The sequence below is a fragment of the Roseibium aggregatum IAM 12614 genome, assembly GCF_000168975.1.
Classification (GTDB): domain Bacteria; phylum Pseudomonadota; class Alphaproteobacteria; order Rhizobiales; family Stappiaceae; genus Roseibium; species Roseibium aggregatum.
Genome location: NZ_AAUW01000004.1, coordinates 261,708 through 284,945 on the forward strand (window position 1 = coordinate 261,708; position 23,238 = coordinate 284,945).

The 23,238-nt window shown below is 57.1% G+C and carries 20 protein-coding genes; 11 read left to right on the forward strand and 9 right to left on the reverse strand.

Annotated features, from left to right (window positions below; genetic code table 11):
- Window positions 1–110: 110 nt before the first annotated feature.
- The 4 genes from trmFO to uvrA form a co-directional block, all read right to left on the reverse strand.
- Entirely contained in the window at window positions 111–1,529 is a 1,419-nt protein-coding gene (gene trmFO / locus SIAM614_RS07365) for a methylenetetrahydrofolate--tRNA-(uracil(54)-C(5))-methyltransferase (FADH(2)-oxidizing) TrmFO (protein ID WP_006933291.1), read from the reverse strand.
- A gap of 289 nt (window positions 1,530–1,818) precedes the next feature.
- Window positions 1,819–1,968, reverse strand: a complete 150-nt coding sequence (locus SIAM614_RS31155) for a DUF1127 domain-containing protein (protein WP_006933293.1) — start codon at window positions 1,966–1,968, stop codon at window positions 1,819–1,821.
- An 840-nt stretch (window positions 1,969–2,808) separates the two neighbouring features.
- Window positions 2,809–2,958 carry a DUF1127 domain-containing protein gene (locus tag SIAM614_RS31160; RefSeq protein WP_006933294.1) on the reverse strand — a complete coding sequence of 50 codons (150 nt, stop codon included), beginning with the start codon at window positions 2,956–2,958 and terminating at the stop codon, window positions 2,809–2,811.
- A gap of 244 nt (window positions 2,959–3,202) precedes the next feature.
- Entirely contained in the window at window positions 3,203–6,133 is a 2,931-nt protein-coding gene (gene uvrA, locus SIAM614_RS07370) for an excinuclease ABC subunit UvrA (protein ID WP_006933295.1), read from the reverse strand.
- Between the two features lie 581 nt (window positions 6,134–6,714).
- Between uvrA and SIAM614_RS07375 the strand changes: the two genes are divergently transcribed.
- Window positions 6,715–7,263, forward strand: a complete 549-nt coding sequence (locus SIAM614_RS07375) for a single-stranded DNA-binding protein (protein WP_006933296.1) — start codon at window positions 6,715–6,717, stop codon at window positions 7,261–7,263.
- Between the two features lie 61 nt (window positions 7,264–7,324).
- On the opposite strand, the gene SIAM614_RS07380 is transcribed toward SIAM614_RS07375, so the two are convergent.
- Entirely contained in the window at window positions 7,325–7,801 is a 477-nt protein-coding gene (locus tag SIAM614_RS07380) for a hypothetical protein (protein WP_040439506.1), read from the reverse strand.
- Window positions 7,802–8,255: 454 nt separating this feature from the next.
- Between SIAM614_RS07380 and SIAM614_RS07385 the strand changes: the two genes are divergently transcribed.
- On the forward strand, window positions 8,256–10,226 hold the full coding sequence (locus tag SIAM614_RS07385; RefSeq protein WP_006933298.1) for a L,D-transpeptidase family protein: 1,971 nt from the start codon (window positions 8,256–8,258) through the stop codon (window positions 10,224–10,226).
- Between the two features lie 73 nt (window positions 10,227–10,299).
- Here SIAM614_RS07385 and SIAM614_RS07390 read toward each other — a convergent pair whose 3' ends face one another.
- Window positions 10,300–11,397: a zinc ABC transporter substrate-binding protein gene (locus SIAM614_RS07390; RefSeq protein WP_006933299.1), complete on the reverse strand. Its 1,098-nt coding sequence runs from the start codon at window positions 11,395–11,397 to the stop codon at window positions 10,300–10,302.
- A 173-nt stretch (window positions 11,398–11,570) separates the two neighbouring features.
- On the opposite strand from SIAM614_RS07390, the gene SIAM614_RS07395 reads away from it, so the two are divergent.
- From SIAM614_RS07395 to paaZ, 8 genes are all read left to right on the forward strand, one after another.
- The gene (locus SIAM614_RS07395) at window positions 11,571–12,428 is read left to right on the forward strand and encodes a PaaX family transcriptional regulator (RefSeq protein WP_006933300.1); all 858 of its coding nucleotides are present in this window, start codon (window positions 11,571–11,573) and stop codon (window positions 12,426–12,428) included.
- A gap of 130 nt (window positions 12,429–12,558) precedes the next feature.
- Window positions 12,559–13,551, forward strand: a complete 993-nt coding sequence (gene paaA, locus SIAM614_RS07400) for a 1,2-phenylacetyl-CoA epoxidase subunit PaaA (protein ID WP_006933301.1) — start codon at window positions 12,559–12,561, stop codon at window positions 13,549–13,551.
- Between the two features lie 5 nt (window positions 13,552–13,556).
- A complete protein-coding gene (locus tag SIAM614_RS07405) occupies window positions 13,557–14,042 on the forward strand; it encodes a DUF3291 domain-containing protein (protein ID WP_006933302.1) in 486 nt (161 codons plus the stop codon).
- 16 nt (window positions 14,043–14,058) lie between these two features.
- Entirely contained in the window at window positions 14,059–14,343 is a 285-nt protein-coding gene (gene paaB / locus SIAM614_RS07410) for a 1,2-phenylacetyl-CoA epoxidase subunit PaaB (protein WP_006933303.1), read from the forward strand.
- The gene (paaC, locus tag SIAM614_RS07415) at window positions 14,343–15,119 is read left to right on the forward strand and encodes a 1,2-phenylacetyl-CoA epoxidase subunit PaaC (RefSeq protein WP_006933305.1); all 777 of its coding nucleotides are present in this window, start codon (window positions 14,343–14,345) and stop codon (window positions 15,117–15,119) included. The genes paaB and paaC overlap by 1 nt, the downstream gene beginning before the upstream one ends.
- Before the next feature lie 4 nt (window positions 15,120–15,123).
- The gene (gene paaD / locus SIAM614_RS07420; RefSeq protein WP_006933308.1) at window positions 15,124–15,636 is read left to right on the forward strand and encodes a 1,2-phenylacetyl-CoA epoxidase subunit PaaD; all 513 of its coding nucleotides are present in this window, start codon (window positions 15,124–15,126) and stop codon (window positions 15,634–15,636) included.
- A gap of 125 nt (window positions 15,637–15,761) precedes the next feature.
- Window positions 15,762–16,835, forward strand: coding sequence for a 1,2-phenylacetyl-CoA epoxidase subunit PaaE (gene paaE / locus SIAM614_RS07425; RefSeq protein WP_006933313.1), 1,074 nt, complete (start codon window positions 15,762–15,764; stop codon window positions 16,833–16,835).
- 30 nt (window positions 16,836–16,865) lie between these two features.
- Entirely contained in the window at window positions 16,866–18,914 is a 2,049-nt protein-coding gene (gene paaZ, locus SIAM614_RS07430) for a phenylacetic acid degradation bifunctional protein PaaZ (protein WP_006933314.1), read from the forward strand.
- Between the two features lie 156 nt (window positions 18,915–19,070).
- Here the strand turns inward: paaZ and paaK are convergent, their stop codons facing one another.
- Genes paaK through paaG form a run of 3 tightly spaced genes read right to left on the reverse strand, consistent with a single transcriptional unit; the run spans window position 19,071 to window position 21,652 of the window.
- Window positions 19,071–20,381 carry a phenylacetate--CoA ligase PaaK gene (gene paaK / locus SIAM614_RS07435; RefSeq protein ID WP_006933315.1) on the reverse strand — a complete coding sequence of 437 codons (1,311 nt, stop codon included), beginning with the start codon at window positions 20,379–20,381 and terminating at the stop codon, window positions 19,071–19,073.
- Between the two features lie 38 nt (window positions 20,382–20,419).
- Window positions 20,420–20,845: a hydroxyphenylacetyl-CoA thioesterase PaaI gene (gene paaI, locus SIAM614_RS07440; RefSeq protein WP_006933316.1), complete on the reverse strand. Its 426-nt coding sequence runs from the start codon at window positions 20,843–20,845 to the stop codon at window positions 20,420–20,422.
- A gap of 12 nt (window positions 20,846–20,857) precedes the next feature.
- Entirely contained in the window at window positions 20,858–21,652 is a 795-nt protein-coding gene (gene paaG, locus SIAM614_RS07445; protein ID WP_040439596.1) for a 2-(1,2-epoxy-1,2-dihydrophenyl)acetyl-CoA isomerase PaaG, read from the reverse strand.
- A 303-nt stretch (window positions 21,653–21,955) separates the two neighbouring features.
- On the opposite strand from paaG, the gene SIAM614_RS07450 reads away from it, so the two are divergent.
- Window positions 21,956–23,227 carry an HlyD family type I secretion periplasmic adaptor subunit gene (locus SIAM614_RS07450; protein ID WP_208983913.1) on the forward strand — a complete coding sequence of 424 codons (1,272 nt, stop codon included), beginning with the start codon at window positions 21,956–21,958 and terminating at the stop codon, window positions 23,225–23,227.
- The last annotated feature ends 11 nt before the right edge of the window (window positions 23,228–23,238 follow it).

Genomic DNA, 23,238 nt, shown 5'->3' on the forward strand with positions numbered 1-23,238 from the left:
TATTCAGAAATGTGAACAGGCGCTTCTCCAGCAGAAAAACGCCTGTCACTGGATGGTCCGAAGCAGATGCCGTCAGGCACCGCCTTTTTGCAGGTCAATCCATCTCCGTCTTATTCTGCCGCCTGTTTTACAAAGCCAAGGGTTGTCTGCCAGTTGGTGAAATCGGCCTTGGCCCGGTTGGTCATGGCCAGCTTCTTGGCTCGGCTCTTGTCCTTGCCTTTCAACCGTTTGCCGCTTTCATCCTTGCTTGGCGCATCGACCTCAGGAAACAGGCCGAAATTGACGTTCATCGGCTGGAAGGATCCCGGTTTGCCGGCACCCTCGTCCCGCGTGATGTGTCCGCCAGTAATATGACCGAGCAGCGCGCCCATGGCAGTCGTCGCCGGTGGGGGAACGATGTCCTGACCACGCGCTTCCAGGACGGCAAAAAGACCGGCAAGGCAACCGACGCTTGCCGATTCCACATACCCTTCACAGCCAGTAATCTGACCGGCAAACCGCAGTCGAGGGTCGGCTTTTAGGCGAAGTGTTCCGTCGAGCACCTTCGGCGAGTTCAGGAAGGTATTGCGGTGTAACCCGCCAAGGCGGGCAAATTGCGCATTCTCCAGGCCGGGAATCATGCGGAAGATGTCAGCCTGGGCACCATATTTGAGTTTCGTCTGGAACCCGACCATGTTGTAGAGCGTGCCGAGCGCATTGTCCTGGCGTAGCTGCACCACGGCATAGGCTTTCACGTGCGGATTATGCGCGTTGGTCAGCCCCATGGGTTTCATCGGCCCGTGACGAAGTGTTTCCCGGCCGCGTGCAGCCATGACTTCAATCGGAAGACAGCCGTCAAAGTAGGGCGTGTTTTCTTCCCACTCCTTGAAATCGGCAGTTTCGCCTGCAAGAAGCGCATCAATAAAGGCTTCGTATTGATCCCTGTCCAACGGGCAATTCAGATAGTCCTTGCCGTTTCCGCCAGGACCTACCTTGTCGTAGCGGGATTGAAACCACGCTTTGGAAAGGTCGACGCTGTCGAAATGGACAATCGGTGCAATGGCATCAAAAAATGCGAGAGCGTCTTCACCGCTTTTCTCCAGGATGGCCTCAGAAAGCGCAGGGGATGTCAGCGGACCTGTTGCGATGATCACCTTGTCCCAGTCTTCCGGCGGCAAACCGGCAACTTCCTCGCGCGAGATCGTCACATTCGGATGGGTCTCCAGGGCTGATGTGACCGCATTCGAAAACCCGTCACGATCCACGGCAAGGGCACTGCCTGCCGGCACCTGGTGGGCATCTGCACATGACATTATGAGCGAACCGAGCTGTCGCAGTTCGTGATGTATCAGACCGACTGCGTTTTGTTCTGAGTCATCCGAGCGGAAGGAATTTGAGCAGACAAGTTCTGCCAGTCCATCGGTCTGATGGGCATCCGTTTTACGGACGGGGCGCATTTCGTGAAGAACGACCGGCGAGCCTGCCTGTGCAATCTGCCAGGCGGCCTCTGAACCGGCAAGGCCGCCGCCTATGATATGAATGGGGGTCATTTTGTGTCCCTGGGACTTGATCCGGTCACCTATCGTCGCCGTCTTGCAGCATGGCGGCCCGGACAATTTCTCTGCCGACCTGATTACAGGCAAAGCCCGGCAACCGCAATCTCTGCAAGGTCACCATAAGCTGGTGTTCCCTTGACCAGAGGGAAAGCCTGGTCTGGAAACAAAAAAACGCCCGCCGGTGGGAGGAGGTACCGGCAGGCGCTTTTGGAGTTCCACGCATGAGGCGTGGAGATGCGGTCATCAGGTTGGGAGGAGGATACCTTCTGACCGCGAAGCTTTATTATTTTGCAGACATACGCGCGTAGCGAGCGATGTCAGAGCGGGCAATGCCCAGGTCGTCCAGTTCGCGGTTGGACAGGTTGGACAGCTCGTCATAGGTCTGACGAAAGCGTTTCCAGTTATTGAATTTGCGAACAACAGTATCGATCATGGTTTAGGCCTTTCGCTATCTCATGGCCATGGCACCGCGGATCGGCGTCTGGCCCGTTCATCTCTTACAGGCTGGAAAATAGGTGCTTTGTGCAGTGCGAGGTAGAGGGAAAATCGCGAAGCAGGTATGCAGAAAAAGCAGATTAAAAAAGTCTTAAAAGGGTTGAAATGCCTTAAATGCCCGCGCTAGTCGCATAGCTGTCATGATTTCTCGTGTTCGCACATGCGAGAAGAGTTCAGTTGGGTCAAAGGTACTCGAACGGTGGAGCGGGCGCGCGAACCACTGCCCTCGCTCTGGCAGGGAAAAGTAATTTTGGGTGGAGACACTGGAGACCGCACTTGCGGAATTGAGGTGTTGGCAGCGATGAAAATCGGTGCGACTCGACAAGCGCATCCACCAAAACAAACGACACAGTTCTTTTCGAAACTGTTTCAGACGACCGCGTTGCGCGAACAGGGCACAGAGGGAATTGCAATCCCATTTTCCGTAAAGCACTACAGTTGATGTGAAGCCTTACGCTCTCGCGTTGGTCATGCAAACGTCTGCCTAGAAAAAAGTGATGTAAATGGAGGAGACAGTTTCGCCTTGCTTCAACCCGAAACGGACAAGAGAAGCCGACCAGGAGTTTGACGACCGAGAAGTGGATATTTTTGAATTGCAGGCATGCCCGGCTAATTTCGGGGCCAAAACCGGTACCCCAGAAAAACGAACGCCCGCCAGCGGGAGGAGGTGCTGGCGGGCGACGTTTCGACGTGACAGGGCTGGGAGGAGGATGCCCTGCGTGTCACACGCCCGTCGGCTGGGAGGAGGATGCCTAGGGACGCGATCTCTTTATTTCATTCAGCCAATCTGGCGACGGGCGACAAACTTGATGTCGCTGCGGCAGATGCCGAGGTCGGCAAGCTCACGGGCCGAAAGACGGGACAATTCGTCAACCGCACGGCGGTAGCTTACCCAGTTGCTGTACTTTTGGCGCACGGTGTCAAACATCTTCTTATTCCTTAATTATCGAAACGCGTGTGCGTTCCGCGCCGTTGTTGAGAAATGATATATTTCACCACACGAAATAAAAGAAGTGCCATCTCTGCATGCCTGACATGCGTTTGATGCAATGCAGCAAAGCTTGCGCAATCCAAACCCGGGCGATTCGGGCAACATTCAGAAAAACATATGAAAAAGGCCTGTGTGCATCGCACACAGGCTCAACGTTGCGTAACCCAAGAGTGGTTAAGGCTTATTCGGCGGCGTCGTGAGCCCTTTGAGGCCGTCTTTGCAGCAGTTCCTGCAGGAATTGGCCTGTGTAGCTTTCGGACACCTCGGCCACATCTTCCGGGCGTCCGGTCGCAACCACCGTACCGCCGCCGTCACCACCTTCCGGCCCGAGGTCGATGATCCAGTCTGCCGTCTTGATGACTTCCAGATTGTGCTCAATCACCAGCACCGTGTTTCCCTGGTCGACAAGCTCATGCAGCACTTCCAGAAGTTTGGCGACGTCATGGAAGTGAAGACCCGTCGTCGGCTCGTCCAGTATGTACAGCGTCCGGCCTGTCGAACGCTTCGAGAGCTCCTTGGCAAGCTTTACCCGCTGTGCTTCCCCACCTGAAAGCGTAGTCGCCTGCTGACCAACCTTGATGTAGCCTAGACCCACACGTGCCAGGGTCTCCATCTTGTCGCGCACGGCTGGAACCGCGGAAAAGAAGACTGCAGCTTCGTCCACTGTCATATCGAGCACATCAGCAATCGACTTGCCCTTGAACTCGACCTCGAGCGTTTCCCGATTGTAGCGCTTGCCTTTGCAGACGTCGCAGGTGACGTAGACATCCGGCAGGAAGTGCATCTCGATCTTGATGACACCATCGCCCTGACAGGCTTCGCAGCGGCCGCCTTTCACGTTGAAAGAGAACCGGCCGGGCTGATAGCCTCTTGCCTTGGCCTCCGGCATGCCTGCGAACCACTCGCGGATCGGGGTAAAGGCTCCGGTGTACGTTGCCGGGTTCGACCGTGGCGTCCGTCCGATCGGAGACTGGTCAATGTCGATGACCTTGTCGAGAACCTCCAGGCCTTCAATGCGATCATGTGGGGCAGGGTTGTCCCTTGCGCCGTTGAGGCGGCGGGCGGCAGCCTTATAGAGCGTGTCGATCAGGAACGTGGACTTGCCACCTCCGGAAACGCCGGTGACACAGGTGAAGGTGCCGAGCGGCACATCGACATCGATGTGCTTGAGGTTATTGCCGCGTGCGCCGCGAACGGAGATCTTCCGTTTCTTGTTGATTTTCCGGCGCTCGTCGTTGCACGACACCATTTTTGCTCCGGACAGATACTGGCCTGTCAGCGAGTTCGGGTTGGCCATGATTTCGGAAGGGGTGCCCTTGGCGACGATCTGGCCGCCATGAACACCGGCCCCCGGTCCCACATCGACCACATAATCAGCCGTCAGAACGGCATCTTCGTCGTGTTCAACGACAATCACCGTGTTGCCGAGATCGCGCAGATGTTTGAGCGTTTCCAAGAGCCGGGCGTTGTCGCGCTGATGAAGACCGATGGATGGTTCATCCAGTACGTAAAGAACGCCTGTCAGACCCGAACCGATCTGCGATGCGAGGCGGATGCGCTGGCTCTCACCGCCTGAAAGGGTACCGGAAGACCGTGAAAGCGTCAGATACTCAAGTCCGACATCGTTCAGGAACTTCAGCCTCTCGCGGATTTCCTTCAGAATGCGGCCGGCGATTTCTGTCTGTTTGTCGTTCAGTTGCGCGGGAAGAGCTTCGAACCACTTGCTGGCTTCGCGGATGGAATGTTCGGTGATCTGACCGATATGCTTGCCGGCAATCTTCACGGCCAGCGCTTCGGGCTTCAGGCGGAAGCCGTTGCAGGCAGGGCAGGCGTGATCTGACTGGAACCTGGCAAGCTCTTCGCGAACCCAGGTGGATTCCGTCTCGCGCCAGCGCCGTTCGATATTGCCGATGACACCTTCGAAGGTCTTTTCGGTCCGATAGCTGCGGACACCGTCGTCATAAACGAATTCGATCTTCGCATTGCCGGTGCCGTGCAGGATTGCGTCGCGCACCTCGGAGGGAAGATCTTTCCACGGGGTCGCCATGGAAACCTTGAAGTGGCTGCACAACGCTTCAAGCGTCTGCGCATAATAAGGAGACGTAGACCCGGTCTTCGCCCACGGCAGCACTGCTCCTTCGCGCAGGGACAGTGAGTGGTCGGGCACCACCAGATCTTCCTCGAACGCAAGCGTCGTTCCAAGGCCGTCACAGGTGGGGCAGGCCCCAAAAGGATTGTTGAACGAGAATAGCCGCGGTTCGATTTCTGAAATCGTGAAACCGGAGACGGGGCAGGCGAATTTTTCGGAAAAGATTATCCGCTCCGTATTGCCGTTCTCGTCCGTCTTGTCGGCGAATTCTGCAATCGCGATACCGTCGGCAAGCTTCAGCGCAGTTTCCAGGGAATCCGCAAGTCTGCCGGAAATATCGTCCCGAACCACAATACGGTCCACGACAACGTCGATGTCGTGCTTGAACTTCTTGTCGAGGGCAGGGGCTTCGGAAATTTCATGGAAGGTGCCGTCGATCTTGACGCGCTGGAAGCCCTTCTTCATCAGCTCGGCAAGTTCCTTGCGGTATTCTCCCTTGCGACCGCGAACCATTGGGGCCAGCAGATAGAGGCGCGCGCCTTCTTCGAGTTCCAGAATGCGGTCGACCATCTGGCTGACGGTCTGGCTTTCGATCGGCAGGCCCGTCGCGGGCGAATAGGGGATCCCGACCCGCGCAAACAGAAGGCGCATGTAGTCGTAGATCTCCGTAACCGTTCCAACCGTCGAGCGCGGGTTACGAGATGTGGTCTTCTGTTCAATGGAGATTGCCGGCGACAGGCCATCGATCTGGTCGACATCCGGCTTCTGCATCATTTCCAGGAACTGACGTGCGTAGGCCGACAGACTTTCCACATACCGGCGCTGACCCTCGGCATAGATGGTGTCGAAGGCCAGTGACGATTTTCCGGACCCTGACAAGCCGGTCATCACAATAAGCTTGTCGCGAGGCAGATCCAGGTCGACACCCTTGAGGTTATGCTCCCGCGCGCCGCGGATGCTGATGACCCGGGTAGGGTCTGCCTTCAAGGCTTCTTCCGACTGCGATCCCTTGCCTGTCTTCATCGTCGTTCTTCCTGACCGCACGCGGCGCCTGATGCCGTTTGATGCCTGCGCATGCGCTAGAGATGTTCCATTAAAGATGGTCTGTTGCCCCGATATAGCAGTTTCGGGCGGAGCTTCCAGTGAGGCATATCCGATATCTTGGCCAAAGCCGTTTCGGTTACGATGCCTGATTGAATCGCTTTTACAGAAATGATAAGAACAAAACAAGTACATTGACGGGCGTCCCGTCAGGAGAACGACCTGATAGGGAGGGCAGGCCGGCACAAAGCGCGAGGTTATGTCCTGACATACAGTCCTGGAAGGGTTGGAACAAAAACGGGGCAAATTGTAACGAGCCGCAATTCATGGTGGTATCTTTGGGAGCTGCTCGAATTTTGGGCGCACGATGCAGGTGGCAAATTTCGTGCTGCCTTGTGGAAAATGGTTGAAGGCAGGCGAAAATAGCGGCGAAGCTGTTGGCGGGCCGCTAGGGTTCTGGTTTCTAGCAGCAAAGCTTGCAGCGCGGGCTGATTGCCGGAACGTGCCGGAGAAGCACGTGGAAATCGGCGGTCTGGTCAGCGAAAAACAAACAGGAGTTCAGTATGGCGGGCAGCGTCAACAAAGTAATTTTGGTCGGCAATCTGGGAGCAGACCCGGAAATCCGCCGCACGCAGGATGGCCGCCCGATCGCCAATCTCCGGATTGCGACGTCGGAATCCTGGCGTGATCGCAACACCGGCGAGCGCCGTGAGAAGACGGAATGGCACCGGGTGGTGATCTTCAACGACGGTTTGTGCAAAGTCGCCGAGCAGTATCTGCGCAAAGGCTCGAAGGTCTATCTCGAAGGTCAGCTTCAGACCCGCAAATGGCAGGACCAGTCAGGCCAGGATCGGTATTCGACGGAAATCGTATTGCAGGGCTTCAACTCCAACCTGACCATGCTTGACGGCCGCGGCGAAGGCGGCGGGGCATCAGGTGGTCTCCCCGATTACGGCAACGAGCCGCAGGGCGGCGGGGGCGGCTTTGGCGGTGGCGGTTCCGGAGGGAATTTCGGCGGCGGCTACGGTGGTGGTTCCAGCAGCGGTGGCGGTTACGGCGGCCCGTCCGGTGGCGGCGGCAGCGGCCCTATGGACGACGAGATCCCGTTCTGATCCGGACTTTTTGTTCCATGTGCGGCCCCTGCCATTGGGGCCGCGCATCATGGAATGTTGATCAGCCGCCCACGTGTGGGTCGTAAGGCGTGCTTGGATCATCAACACCGTCATAATATTCCTTCGCAGTGCCAAGGCCGCAATGGTAGACGGCTTCTTCCGCACGCGTATCGCCACCGGTGATCGGTGCGCCATTGTGGTGTGCGAACTCGTGGATGATAGTCGCCAACACCATCCATCTGCCCATATTGAAAGCTCTGTCGCCTATCGCGATTTCGCCCGAAGGAACATGAATTTCCCCGTGCAGCGGTGATATCGTCGGGCCGTAATTCACCCAGATCGTGCTGTCATTGATCATGTCCGACAGGCTGCGTCCTTTGGGCAGTGTGCGGAAATAGGCATTACAGGACGGGTTGTTCTTGACCATCTTGAACAATTTGTTCCGGGCCCACTTCAGCTTTGAATACTGGGATGAATCGAAACTGGTGTATTTCCACATCGGTGACGAATGGTCACCGACATTGAATTGAAACGGCATGTTGCACTCCGGCTTTTTCACTAATTCGTGATGCCGTGATACGTCGTCGCAGCGAACGGTGAAGTGACGACAGTCACTTTGAAGCGCTTTTAAAAATACCCGCGATTTGGCAGTGAGCAAACGTTCGGAAGGCCAATCCGAGCAAAGCGGGTACGAGGCATTATCGCCACACTTGTCTGATTTCAAACCTGTGTATAACCGCGCCCCTTAACCATCTGATGAACCCTGTTATAGTATCAAGCGTTTACAGACGCAGTTTCAGGGAGTCGGAGGGCGGCTCCGGTTATATGGAAACTGCAAAGCCCGCACCATGCGCGTTAAACCGAGATCGGTCGCGCATGTGCTGGAACGTCTTCGATCCTGGCAGGGAATGATAAAATCTGGAAGACTTGGGCAAGGCTTCGGGTTCTAACAGACATAAAACAAACGGGCTTAAACAATGCGAGCGAATGAAATGGCACTGGGCGAAGGTTCCAGGAAAAACCGGACACGCTCTGTGCTTGGCGCGTCCCTCAGAGCCGGCCTGATGGCGACGGTTCTCTTTTCCGGTTTCAATCTTGCGACTGTCGAAACGGCAACCGCGCAAGGCCTGTTTCAGCGCCTGTTCAACCCTGAAGCGCATCGGCGCCAGCAGGAGCGGGAACGGCAGCAGCAACAGCAGGATCTGCGCAAGAAGGTTGTTAGCGCCAGGGTCTCAGCTCCGCGTTACCTCAATTACACGCCCGACAGCTGGAAAACGGTCTCTCTTGCAGAACTGTCGGAGATGAAAACCGCCGAGGTACAGCCGGACGTGCAGTCTGGTGAAGTTGCCGAAACACCGGCCGTTGAGAGCGATAGCTTGCCTCAGGCTCCTGTCGTGCCGACTGCGTTCGACGCTGCGCGCCCGGCGTTGAAGAAGGTGTCTCTGACGGTTCTGCCGGAAGTTGGCGAAGCGGTTATCTCCTATTATCGCGAACATCCCGATTTCGTGTGGGTCAAGGACGGTAAGCCGACCGACAAGGCAATGGCCATGCGCCGCGGCCTGGGGGACACCGCCAAATATGCGCTTAACCCGGATGACTACCTTGTAGATCTTCCCGCGACCGCCGGACTGGAAGGCGAGGCGCTTGAAGCCGCGATGATGCGGTTCGAAATGGAAATGAGCGCAGCGGTTCTGACGTATGTTCTGGATTCCAGACGCGGCCGTGTCGATCCGAACCGCATCTCAGAGTATCACGACCTGCCTCGGCACGCGGTCGATCTTGTCAGCGCTCTGGAAGGCTTCAAGAATGCATCGGACGTCGAAGCTGAAGTCGCGAATGTGCAGCCGCAAAGCGACCACTTCCGCAAACTGACGGAAGAGCTTGCCCGCCTGAAAGCTGAAGACGAGGACGCCGACCAGATCGTTATCGCGCCGGATACTTTTCTCAAGGCGGGCAAGTCCAGCCCTGAAATGAAGAATATCGTTGCCGCGATCAACAAGAACGGTTCAGAGGAACTCAAGACGGCTCATGCAGAAACGCTGACCGCCTACGACGGCGCAGAACTCTATTCTCCGGAACTTGTCGAGCTGGTGAAGGCTTTCCAGAAGGAAGCCAAACTCACCCCGGATGGCATCATCGGCAAGAACACCATCAATGCGATGGTGGGGGAAACAAACGCGGCAAAGATCGCCAAGGTCGAACTGGCCATGGAGCGGAGCCGCTGGTTGCCCGAGCAACTTGGCGAACGCAAGGTCTTCATCAATCAGGCAGCCTTCACGGCAACCTATACGGCACCAGGCGAAGACCCGCTGAGCATGCGTGTCGTTGTCGGCAAGAAGTCCAATCAGACCAACTTCTTTTACGACAAGATCCAGATCGTTGAATACAATCCCTATTGGGGCGTGCCGTATTCGATCATCGTCAATGAAATGCTGCCGAAACTCGCCAAGGATCCCAGCTATCTCGACCGTGCCGGCTACGAAGTCACGACACCGGGCGGCCGCCAGATCTCCTCGTCTGCAGTCGATTGGTACGCGGTTGCCTCCAAACAGCAATCCGTCAATGTTCGCCAGTATCCGGGCAGCTCAAATGCGCTTGGGGAGGTCAAGATCCTCTTCCCCAACAAGCATCACATCTACATGCATGACACGCCGGCAAAGAGCCTCTTCAAGAAGGACATGCGCGCTTACAGCCACGGCTGTATCCGCCTTCAAGACCCCAAGGCCATGGCCGCTGCTGTTCTCGGGAAGTCGAAGGACTATGTGAGTTCCCGTATCTCGGGTGGCCAGAACGAACAGGAACGGGTGACGGGTGATATTCCGGTCTATGTGTCCTACTTCACAGCATGGCCGGAGCAGGACGGGACTATCGGCTTCTATACCGATGTCTACGACAGGGACATGCACCTGTTGGAGGCAATCGAGAAAACAGAAGCTGCTCGCGAAAAAGTCAGAACGTCCTGAGTAAGGACTGCAATCAAAAACCGCCGAAGGGAAACCTCCGGCGGTTTTTTGTTTCTTGTTCGAACGGTCAGTCTCAGGATGCTCCGCCAAGACATCCCTTCAAGGCGTCTGCAAGCCCCTTCAGGAGTTGCGGATAAAGGTCCGGTCCGTTTTCCAACCCGGTTCCCAGCGGGTCGAGCGCGGCTGACTTTGCGTTACTGCCTTCCAGAACAACGGAAACCAGCTTGGCGTCGAATTGCGGTTCCTGAAAGACGCAACTGACATTGAGCTCGCTGATCTTCTTCTGAATCTCCTTGATCCTGTCCGCGCTGGACAAGGCTTCAGGAGAAACGGTAACCGAGCCGCTCGCCTCGATATCGTAGTGATGTTCGAAGTGGTGGTAGGCGTCGTGGAACACGATGAACTTGCGGTCCGTCAACGGGGCAAGTTCGGCGGAAATTTCCTCGTCTAGTTCACTGATCCGTTTGGCAAAGGCGGCTGCGTTCTTTTTGTAAACATCGGCATTGGCAGGATCCCGTTCTGCAAGAGTATCTGCCATGATCTTTGCGATCTCGATGCCGTTTTCCGGATTGAGCCAGATATGCGGATCAACAGCACCATGCTCCGCGTGATCATGCTCTGCCTCGTTGGCGTGATCATCGTGATCGGAGGCGCCTTGAGCCTTCTCATGTTCCTCAGCGTGGTCATGTTCATCGGCTGAATGGTCGTGGTCGTCTCCGGCATGCTCGCCTTCCACATCACCATCTTCATGGTCGTGGTCATGCGCGTCGAAGCTGGCACCTTCCCGGATGTCGAGCTGACGGATTCCCGAAGCCTCTATCAGCTCGACCGATACGGCATTTTTCGCCATGGTTTCGATGGGCTTCTGGAGGGAGGGCGCCAACTCCGGCCCGACCCAGAACACCACATCGGCCCCTTGAAGCAGAAAAGCCTGGGACGGTTTTAACGCATACCCATGGGGAGAAGATGCTCCGTCGATGAGCACATACGGGGTCCCGACACCTTCCATAACGGCGGCAGCGATGGAGTGGAGCGGTTTGATCGAGGTAACGACCGAAGGGGCTTCGGCATGTGCGTTCACAGCCAGGGTCAGAAGCGCAGCGGTAGCAGGAGCCGTCAGCCGAAGCGAGCGGTAGACGCCGGCTTGGATCGCGGTAAAGGAGAGGGGCATCGGATGTGACTTCCACAGGGATGTAATTATGTAACGTGTAATTTTATAACGTTCAGGATTTTGTTTTTCAAGTCCAATTGTGCTGGTTTGTTGCCAGGAGCGTTTTCGAACGTCTTGGTTTGCCGGCTGCCAGCGGGTAGACTTTAGAAAAATGCCGATGGATCAAAAGCTTCATGCACACTGATACTGAAAGTCTGACGGAGGGTTTTCTGCAGCCGTTTCCGCCCAAAGCTGCACAACTGATCGTTACGATCTACGGCGATATCGTCGAACCGCGCGGCGGCGTGTTGTGGATGGGAGATCTCATCAGCCTGTGCGCCAGTTTCGGGGTCAATGAATCCCTGGTCAGAACGGCCGTTTCTCGTCTGGTGTCGAAAGGCCAACTGACGGGTGAGAGGGAAGGCCGGCGCAGCTTCTATGCTTTGACGCCGGACGCGCGAGAAGAGTACCACCTCGCGGCCGATTTGTTCTATGGGCCCGAAGATACCGATTGCGGCTGGCTGTTGACCCATTGCACTGAGGCCGCAGATCAGGCGATTCTGATGCGGTTCGGTTTTGCCTCCCTGGAAGGCAATGTTTTTATCGGTGCTGACAGGCCGGGGCGCCCGCTTCTTGGCACAACTTTTCGCGCAACGGACGTTCCCAACCGGGGCGACCTGAAAGACATCGCCAGTTCCGCGTTTGGTCTTGGTTCTCTTGCCTGTGACTACGCGGAGTTTGTGTCGCGCTTCGGGCCGATGCAGGACCTTGTGGCAAGAGGGCTTTTGCCCCGGTCCGCGCTGCTGTTTCGTCTCGCGCTCGTGCATGCCTACCGCGGCATTCGCTTGCGAGACCCGCGGCTGCCACGCTCGGTTTTGCCGAAAGACTGGAGCGGTTATGAGGCAAGATCTCTATTTGCGGCCCTCTACCGAAACCTGTCTCCAGGTGCTGACGGTTATATCGCCCAAAACCTGATGAACCAGGACGGCCTGTTGGCCGAAGAACCAGATGCTGTGCTGAAACGGATGCAGGCCCTGTCATCAAGTATCTGAAATAATTACCAAAATAAGATTATGGGAGTGATCAAACCAAAAACATCACAGAAATAATTAAATTCACGCTTTTTCTGTGATGCTTTGTGAGGTATCCTTTCGGAAATTCAACATGACGAAAGGAGGCGTCATGTATGCCCAGATGGTAAAAACCGACGCGACCAAAGTGCGTTCTCTTTCCGAAATGACGGAACAGGAGCGTGCGTTCCAGGAACGCATCGACCGTGGCGAGAAGATCGAGCCAACGGACTGGATGCCGGAAGGCTATCGCAAGACCCTGATCCGCCAGATTGGCCAGCATGCCCATTCGGAGATTGTCGGCCAGCTTCCGGAAGGCAACTGGATCACGCGTGCGCCGACGCTCGAGCGCAAGGCCATCCTGCTTGCCAAAGTGCAGGACGAAGCCGGTCATGGGCTTTACCTCTACTGTGCGGCAGAAACCCTCGGCGTCAGCCGGGATGAGCTGATTGAGCTACTGCACGCCGGCAAGATGAAATACTCCTCGATCTTCAATTATCCGACGCTCACGTGGGCCGATATAGGCGCGGTCGGCTGGCTGGTGGATGGTGCGGCCATCATGAACCAGGTGCCGCTGCAGAGAACATCTTTCGGACCGTATTCCCGGGCGATGATCCGCATCTGCAAGGAAGAGAGTTTCCACCAGCGCCAAGGCTACGACATCATGATGAAGATGGCCAAGGGCTCGCCGGCGCAGCGCCGGATGGCGCAGGATGCCTTGAACAGGTTCTGGTATCCGTCGCTGATGATGTTCGGTCCGTCGGACAAGGATTCGGTCCATTCAGCTCAGTCGATGGCGTGGAAAATCAAGATCAACACAAACGATGAGCTCCGTCAGAAGTTTGTCGACCAGACCGTTCCCCAGGCTGAATACCTCGGACTGACGGTTCCCGATGAGAACCTCAAATGGAATGAGGAAAAGGGTGGTTACGACTTTTCAGAACCGGACTGGAGCGAATTCTTCGAAGTGTTGAAGGGTAACGGCCCTTGCAACAGAGAGCGCATGGAAGCGCGGGTCAGGGCCTGGGAAGATGGTGCCTGGGTGCGGGATGGGTTGATGGCGCATGCTGACAAGCGGGTCGCTGCACGAACCGCCGCAGAGTAAGATACATGATCAGGAAACAACACCTGGCCGAGTTGAATGTGGCGCGCCTGCGATATGAAATCACCGATCCCCGGATCGCAGATTTCGTCAACAATCTGGACCGCGTCAATGCAGCCGCCGAACGCAGCAGCGGGTTTGTCTGGCGCTTGAAGGACGAGGCCGGGAACGCGACGTCCATGACCAGCGAAAATGATCCGCTGGTGATCCCGAACCTGTCGGTTTGGACTGACGTGACGTCTTTGGAAAACTTCGTCTTCAAGACCGTCCACAAACGTATCTACGACCGCAGGGCCGAATGGTTCGAGGTCATGGAACGGATGCATTTCGTCATGTGGCCGGTCGACGTTGGCCATGAACCGACGCTCGTGGAAGCCTTGCAAAAACTCGATTATCTGAACACCCATGGATCAACGGATCTAGCCTTCGGCTGGGACCATGTGAAGGACGCCAATCTCTGGCGATCGGCACGTTGTTCCAGTACCGCAGCCTGACATTTCGGAGGAAATCATGAAAAAGGAATGGCCCCTCTGGGAGGTCTTTATTCGTGGTCAGCACGGTCTCAATCATCGTCATGTCGGTTCCCTTCATGCTCCGGACGCTGAAATGGCGATCAAGAACGCACGCGACGTTTACACACGCCGCAAGGAAGGCGTTTCCATCTGGGTGGTGCCGTCGGCGCAGATCACCGCGTCAGATCCTGGAGCCAAGGATGCCCTGTTCGAGCCGTCCATGGACAAGATCTACAGGCACCCGAGTTTTTACGACATTCCCGATGAAGTCGGAAAAATGTAATGGCAAGTGCAACCGATCTTATCGCAAACGATATTCAGTTTGAGTGGCTGCTGCGCCGGGGCGATACCGCGCTGGTGCTCGGACACCGCGTTTCCGAGTGGTGCGGCCATTCGCCGGTCCTGGAAGAAGACATCGCGCTCGCGAATGTCGCACTCGATCTAATCGGGCAGGCACGCATGTGGCTGAGCCTTGCCGGCGAAATCGAGGGTCAGGGGCGCGGCGAAAATGAGCTGGCTTATCTCCGTGACGCGTGGGACTTCCGCAACTTTCTGCTCGCCGAACAGCCGAACGGAGATTTCGGTCAGACGCTGATGAGGCAGTTCCTGATAGACGCCTATCAGGTGCCGATGCTTGAGGCTCTGAAGGGATCGAAAGACGAGAGGATCGCTGCCATTGCCGCCAAGGCCGGCAAGGAAGTTGCCTATCATCTTGATCGTTCCGCCGACCTTGTCATCCGGCTTGGTGACGGCACCGCGGAAAGTCATCGTCGCATGCAGCAAGCGCTCGATGCCCTGTGGTCATACACCGGAGAAATGTTCGTCAGCGATGCCGTCGACACCGCAATGGCGGATGCCGGTCTCGCCCCGGATCCCGCTTCGTTGAAAGCGGCATGGCAGGAAACCGTTGATGCGGTTTTGGACCAAGCGACACTCACTGCACCGGAAGACGAATTTGCCCATACCGGTGGCTTGACGGGCCGTCATTCGGAACATCTGGGACACCTGCTTGCGGAAATGCAGTTCCTGCAGCGTGCCTATCCCGGCGCAACCTGGTGACGCCATGCCTGTTTCCGAGGACATCGTCTGGCAATGGTTGTCGGAGATACCCGATCCGGAAATTCCGGTTCTTTCTCTGACGGATCTGGGTGTCATCCGTGATGTCACCTGGCAGGACGATACTCTTGTTGTAACGGTCACGCCGACCTACAGCGGCTGTCCGGCAACCGCGGTGATCAATCTGGATATTGAAACCAAGTTGCTGGAATGCGGTGTTTCCAAGGTGCGTCTTGAGCAGCAGCTTAGCCCGCCGTGGACGACCGACTGGCTGTCGGAAGCGGGCCGGGAAAAACTGCGCGCATACGGCATTGCGCCGCCAGTTGACGGAACCCGTTCAGATGGTTCGTCTGCCGGTCGGCTGGCGCGAATGACAGGTCAGGGCGATTTTCAGGTCGCATGTCCGCGCTGCGGTTCGGAAAACACGGAAAAGATCAGTCAGTTTGGCTCCACACCCTGCAAGGCTGCTTATCGCTGCCGGTCCTGCCTGGAGCCATTCGATTACTTCAAGTGCCACTGAGAAGGCACGGTTTCTAGTCTGGTCGCCCAGGGAAGCTTGAGGCTTCCGTTGTCCGGCCAGGGATATTCGAGCGCCGCGAAGCCGGAACCGGCGGGTGCTCCAGATCATGTTTCGGGAGGACATGCATGTCGCGGTTTCATGCGCTGACAGTGACTGAGGTGACGCCGGATACGAGAGATTCCGTCGTCGTAACCTTGCAACCGAAGCCGGAGGAGCAGGATCTGTTCCGCTTCGAGCAGGGACAGTATCTGACGTTCCGGCGCGATTTCGATGGCCATGAAGTGCGCCGTTGCTATTCCATTTGCGCCGGCACAGAGGACGGAACGCTGAAAGTCGGGATAAAGCGCGTCGATGGCGGTGCTTTTTCCTGCTGGGCTCATGAAAGCATGCGGCCTGGAGACATGCTTGAGGCTATGCCGCCCCTCGGCAGCTTCAATGCCCCGATCAATCCGGATCTTGCGCGCTTCTATGTCGGTTTTGCCGGCGGCTCGGGCATAACTCCCATCCTGTCTATCCTGAAAACGGTGCTGGCACGCGAACCGAATTCTCAATTCACACTGGTTTATGCCAACCGGCAGATCTCCTCGATCATGTTCCGCGAGGAACTGGAGGATTTGAAGAACCGCTATCTCGGCCGCCTGCAGGTGATCCATATTCTCAAAAGCGATGCGCAGGACACCGAACTGTTTTCCGGACGTGTCGATGCAGAGAAATTGAACGATCTGTTTGAAACGCTGATCGACCCTCAGGACATCGATGTTGCTTTCCTGTGTGGTCCCCACGGAATGATGGAGACCGTTCGCACAAGCCTGGAAGCGCGGGGCGTCGAAGCGGACAAGATCCGCCAGGAACTCTTCAAGTCCGACCAGCCGGGGCGCTTGCCGGCAAAGCTTCGTCCGGAAGTCATCGATGGCTCTGCGAAAGAAGCCGATCTTCGCCTGACCATCGACGGCACCACGCGGGAAATCCACATGGAGCCGGGCGAGACCATTCTGGAAGCTGCACATCGCCATAACATCGATGCCCCATATTCCTGTTGCGCCGGAGTTTGCTCCACTTGCCGTGGCAAGGTGCTGGAAGGAGAGGTCGAAATGGCCGCCAACCATGCTCTGGAAGATGATGAAATACGTGACGGTTACGTTCTGACCTGCCAGTCGCGTCCGCTCAGCAAACGCCTTGTCGTCACCTACGACGCCTGAGCCTGTCCCGCTTCAAGAACTGGATTTAAAATGACCGCTCACCCGCACAAAGTCCGCGTTTTGGAAAGCTACCTTGCCGGTAGCTGGCGGCAAGGAAAGGCAGAAGGCAAACCTTTGCTGGATGCTGCAACCGGCGCTCCCGTTGCAACAATTGACGCCTCCGGTCTGGATCTCGCCGAAGCGCTTGCCTGGGGCCGCGACACAGGCGGCAAGGCCCTGCGCAAGATGACCTATCACGAGCGCGCCCTGATGCTGAAAACCCTGGCCCAGGCGCTGACGGAGCAGAAGGAAATCTTCTACCAGGAAAGCTTTGCGACCGGTGCCACGCGCAAGGATAGCTGGATCGATATCGAAGGCGGTATCGGCACCATGTACGCCTATTCTTCCAAGGCGCGGCGCGAAATGCCGAACACCAGGGTTTTTGTCGAGGGCGCGGTGGAGCCGTTGTCTCGGGACAACACCTTTTCCGGCCAACATGTGTTGACGCCTTTGCAGGGCATTGCCGTTCATATCAACGCGTTCAACTTCCCGTGCTGGGGAATGCTGGAAAAGATTGCTCCGGCCCTGATTGCAGGGGTGCCGTGTCTGGTCAAGCCTGCGAGCCAGACCGCCTATCTGACCGAGCTGATGGTGCGCCATATTCTGGCAACCGGTATTCTTCCGGAAGGTTCGCTTCAGCTCCTGTGCGGATCGGCGGGAGATCTGATCGACCACGTCACCGGACAAGACGTTGTCACCTTTACCGGATCAGCGGCAACGGGTCAGATGCTGCGTCAAACGCCAGCCATCGTGCAGAATTCCGTGCGCTTCTCGATGGAAGCCGACAGTCTCAACGCTGCCGTTCTGGGGCCGGATGTCCGCGCGGAAGATCCCGAATTCGATCTCTTCATCAAGGAAGTTGCACGGGAAATGACGGTGAAGGCTGGGCAGAAGTGCACGGCCATTCGCCGGGTTATCGTCCCTCGCAAGCTCTCTGCGGCAGTTGCGGATGCGCTTTGTAAGCGGCTCGGCAAGACGGTGATCGGCGATCCGCGTGACGAAGCCGTGTCAATGGGGCCGCTTGCTTCAGCCGGACAGCGTGAAGAAGTTCTCGCACGTGTCGCCGATCTGAAAACGGAGGCCGAAATCGTGCCTGGCCTCGACCAAAAAGGTCCGGCGAAGGGAGCGTTTGCTGGACCGGTTCTGTTGCATTGTGACAATCCCTTGAGCGCTGAAGCGGTCCATTCGGTAGAGGCATTCGGTCCGGTTGCGACATTGATGCCCTACGACGAGTTGGAAGAGGCTGTTGAACTGACCCACAAGGGAAAGGGCTCTCTGGTAGCGTCTCTTTTCACGAATGATCCGTCCGTTGCGGAAGAGGCGGTTCTCGGTATGGCGCCGTTCCACGGCCGTGTCATGATCGGCAACCGTCAAAGCGCTAAGTCCTCGACCGGTCACGGGTCTCCTTTGCCGATGCTGGTCCATGGCGGGCCGGGCCGGGCAGGGGGCGGCGAAGAGCTTGGCGGCCTGCGCTCGGTCAAACATTACATGCAGAGGACGGCCGTGCAGGGAACGCCTGCCTTGCTCGGAGCCGTCACCGGCAGGTGGATTTCAGGTGCCCCGGGGCGGGAAGACAGCCGGCATCCGTTCAGAAAATCGCTTTCGGATCTCAAGATCGGTGATCAGCTCCACACCAAGGCACGGGAAGTCTCACTGGAAGACATCGAGCATTTCGCGACCTTCACCGGCGATACGTTCTATGCCCACATGGATGAAGACGCAGCGAAACGGAACCCGTTCTTTGAAGGCCGGGTGGCACACGGCTATCTGATCGTCTCCTTTGCCGCCGGCCTGTTCGTTGATCCGGACGAAGGACCGGTGCTGGCAAATTACGGCGTCGACAACCTGCGTTTCATGACGCCGGTCAATGCGGGCGACGCGCTCAAGGTCCAGCTAACCGCCAAGGAAATTTCGCCAAGAATTTCTGCTGACTACGGCGAAGTGCGGTGGGACTGCCTTGTGACCAACCAGAACGATGAACCGGTCGCCCAGTATGACGTGCTGACACTTGTCGCCAAGGAATGGCCAGCCTCCGCCTGAGGCACCAGCAGCTCGAAACGAAGAAGGCCACCTGATCGGGTGGCCTTTTTTTGTCGAAGGGTTCTGGCAAAGTTGCCGAGGGCGTCCAGCTTCCTGTCCGTGCCCCGATCCCGGCTCGTGCTAACCACGGCCGGGCGCGATACTGAACTGGATTGCTTACTCCTTTGGACGGTTATCAACCACCCTTTTCGCCTTACCGGCGGAACGCTCCACCTTGCCGGGTTCGGTGACGTCGATCCTTGCCGACACGCCGACCACGCTCTTGATGTGATACGAAAGTTCTTTAGCCGAGGCCTGACGCGCATCATCCGCTGCCGCATTCGGCAGGGCTTCCACATGCACCGTCATGACGTCGAGCCGATCGGACCGGGTCAACTCGATCTGGAAATGCGGAGACAGCCCTACGCATTTCAGGATCTGTTCCTCGATTTGCGTCGGGAACACATTGACGCCGCGCAGAATGATCATGTCGTCGGAACGGCCGGTGATCTTTTCCATCCGCCGCATGGAACGGGCCGTACCGGGCAATAACCGGGTCAGGTCGCGGGTGCGGTAGCGGACCATTGGCAGGCCTTCCTTGGTGAGCGTGGTAAAGACCAGCTCGCCGATCTCACCGTCCGGCAGAACATCGCCAGTCACGGGGTCGATGATTTCAGGATAGAAATGATCTTCCCAGATATGCAGGCCGTCCTTGGTCTCAACGCATTCGTTTGCGACACCCGGCCCGAGTACTTCCGACAGGCCGTAAATGTCGACGGCATGCATGTCGAACGCGTCTTCTATCTCCGAGCGCATTGCGTTGGTCCAGGGTTCGGCGCCGAAGATCCCGGTGGCAAGTGACGTTTCGCGGGGATCAATACCCTGCCTGCGGAACTCGTCCAGGATCGACAAGAGGTAGGACGGCGTCACCATGATGATGCGCGGCTTGAAATCCTGGATAAGTGTCACCTGGCGTTCCGTCATGCCGCCGGAGACCGGAACAACGGTGCAGCCGAGCTTTTCAGCGCCGTAGTGAGCTCCAAGCCCGCCGGTGAAAAGCCCATAACCATAGGCGACGTGAATGATATCGCCCGGTCGCCCGCCGGATGCACGAATGGATCGCGCGACAAGTCCGGCCCACATGTCGATGTCATTGGCCGTGTATCCGACCACCGTCGGTTTTCCCGTGGTCCCGGAAGACGCATGCACGCGCACGATCTTGTCGCGTGGAACGGCGAAGAGGCCGAACGGATAATTGTCCCTCAGGTCGCTCTTGGTCGTGAACGGAAATTTCGACAGGTCGGCAAGGGTCTTCAAGTCTGAAGGATGGACGCCTTTTTCGTCGAAGCGTTTCTTGAAAAGCGGGACGTTTTCGTAGGAATGATTGAGAGACCATTGCAGTCTCTGCAATTGCAGGGCCGACAATTCGTCCCGGCTGGCTGTTTCAATAGGCTCAAGATCTCCCGGTCGCGGAGCCAGATTTTCCATGTTTTCCTCCCTTGAGCAGCCCTGTGGGCTACCCGCCGTCAGTCCGGCAAGATTGTACCTTTAGTCGTTCTGGAATTGCCTCGGAATTCAGCAATGACGGTTCCCATCTGGTTGGCCACTGTGACGTCGTAAAGTCCCGACCGGCCGGTGCGCGATTTCTCGCTGGCCGTAGCCGTCAAACGGTCACCCAGATGGGCTGGGGCCAGAAACGTGACGTCACAATGCTGGGCGACCGTAACCTGGTTGTAGGTATTGCAGGCAAAGGCGAAGGCGCTGTCGGCAAGCGTGAAGATATAGCCGCCATGGCAGATCCCGTGGCCATTGGTCATGGCTTTTGTAACCGTCATCGACATTGTCGAATGGCCGGCGCGCACGGCCTCGAGTTTCATATCGAGGTGCTGTGTCGCTGTATCCTGCGACCACATGCGGTCAGCGCAGGCGCGAGCTAGTTCGTCCGGTGTCATGGAGTGCCTCATTCAAACGCCGGTAAACCGGGCAGAGCGTTTTTCCAGGAATGCGGTAACGCCCTCCCGGTAATCATTCGTGCGTCCGGCCTTCCGCTGGCTGTCACGCTCGGCATCCAGTTGCCGGTCGAGAGACTGATCTGCCGCGGCCTGGATCAGTTCCTTGGTGAGAGCCAGCCCGGTGGTTGCCCCGGCGGCCAGTTGCGTTGCCAGCATTCCGGCTTCCGTCATCAGTTCCGCATCCGGAACCGACTTCCAGATCAGCCCCCAGGCGGCGGCGGTCTCAGCCCCCAATGGCTCGCCGGTCATGGCAAGCGCCTTGGCCCGCGCTTCGCCGATCAGCCGCGGCAACAACCATGTTCCACCCGAATCGGGCACCAGTCCAATCTTGGAAAAAGCCTGTATGAACCGTGCCGACTGGGCGGCCAGCACGATATCGCACGCAAGCGCAATATTGGCGCCGGCACCTGCTGCCACGCCGTTAACCGCGCAAATGACCGGTTTTTTGAGGGCTCTGATCTGACGGACCAGCGGATTGTAGAGAGTCTCAAGCGTAACCCCGAGATCGGGAGCCTCGCCACCGCCGCGCATGTCCCGATCTGAAAGGTCCTGGCCAGCGCAGAACGCGCGGCCGGCGCCTGTCAGCAACACGGCCCGGATCGAGCTGTCTTGCGTGGCGGCCGTCAAATGATTGCGAAGCGCATGATGCATCGCCTCGTTGAAGGCATTAAGCCGATCCGGTCGATTGAGTGTCAGAAAAAGACAACCATCGCGCCGTTCAGCGAGCACGGTTTCAGCGTCTGTCATGCGCCCCTCCCAAAGCATCACATCTTTTTCAAGAAAATGGATATTCTTGTGACATTAATGCACGGCGAACCGTTCTGGTCAAAGCCAGAATGCAGATTTGCGGTACGCTTGCACACTTTGGGCCACCGGCGGGTGGACCTGTGCCTTCCACACAACGTGAGTTGGAAAAGCCCGTAAAATGATATTCAGGCGATTCAGCTCATATTTACTTTAATCACCAATAGTTAGCGCAGTTTGAGGCAGCGTCAGGGCACCATGTTCATCCGTAAAACCACCGCTGACAATTTTTCATTGGACATTCCTTTGGAACTGGAAGAGGGGCCTCCTCCGGTTGCCTATCGTCGCGTGCTGCAGGTTTTGTCGCTGACTTCGGCCGCATTTCTCACCTGGGCGGCGATCGGTCAGGTGCGTGAAGTGGCAAATGCCACGGGTGAAATCGTGCCGGCGGGCAAGGTTCAGACTGTCGGTCACCTGGAAGGTGGGATTGTTGCCGAAGTGATGGTTCGCGAAGGCCAGCTTGTCGAAAAGGGAACCCCGATCGTTCGGCTTTTGGAAACTGCGACGTCGAGTGATCTGGAAAAGGTGCAGACCCGACTGAAGTTTCTGGCAACTGAAGAGCAACGGCTCGGAAACCCGGATCTTGGCACCGGCGCGAATGGTTTGAGACTTGGAGCCGACGCTGGCTTCAGCGAAGCCCAGCAGGCCGCTTACGATGCGCAGCGCCTCGCGTTGGAAAAGGAACAGCAGGCCCTGAAGGCCAGGGTCAGTGAAAAGCAGGCCGAACTGAAGAGTATTCTGGAACGGATCGCGTTTCAGGAAACGCAGGTCGAGATCGAACAGGAAAAGTACCAGATCCAGGAAAATCTCTTCAAACAGGGATACACCTCGAAGCGTCGCTTTCTGGATTCAAAGTCATCTCTTCAAAATGCCCAGAGTCAGTTGAGCGAACTGAAGGGTATGAGCGGCAGTGTCACCGCCCAATTGACAGAGGCAACCGCCAGCCTTGAGCGGTCGATCGCCGTTGCAGAGGAAGAGCAGGCCGTCGAGCGCAGCCGCGTCGCGCAGGAACGCAGTGAACTGGTTTTCGAAGCCGACAAACAGAAAGACCGATTCGATCGTCTGTTCGTGCGGGCCCCGGTCAGCGGACACGTGAAGGCGCTTTATCTCAAGGGGCCAGGCAGCGTTCTGGCGCCAGGTGATGTGGTTGCCGAAGTGGTGCCGAGCGACAGCGATCTTGTTGCCGAAGTGCGCGTTTCCCCGCGAGACATCGGTCATGTCGATGTTGGCGACGAAGCGGAAATAGCCGTGACTACATTTGATCCGAACATCGAGGGGACGTTGAAAGGCGAAGTATCCGTTATTTCGGCCTCAAGTTTCCGGGATGAATATGGAAACTACTATTTCAAGGCCACGATCCCCCTGAAGACCAACACCATCGGTCATGGGGCCAGCGCGGAAACCATTTCTCCCGGTATGGTCGTCGATGCGAAGATCGTCACCGGTTCCAAGTCGGTGCTGCAATACATGCTGAAGCCGGTCACCCGCGCCATTGGCGATCCGCTCAGCGAACGGTGAGCCTGACCCAG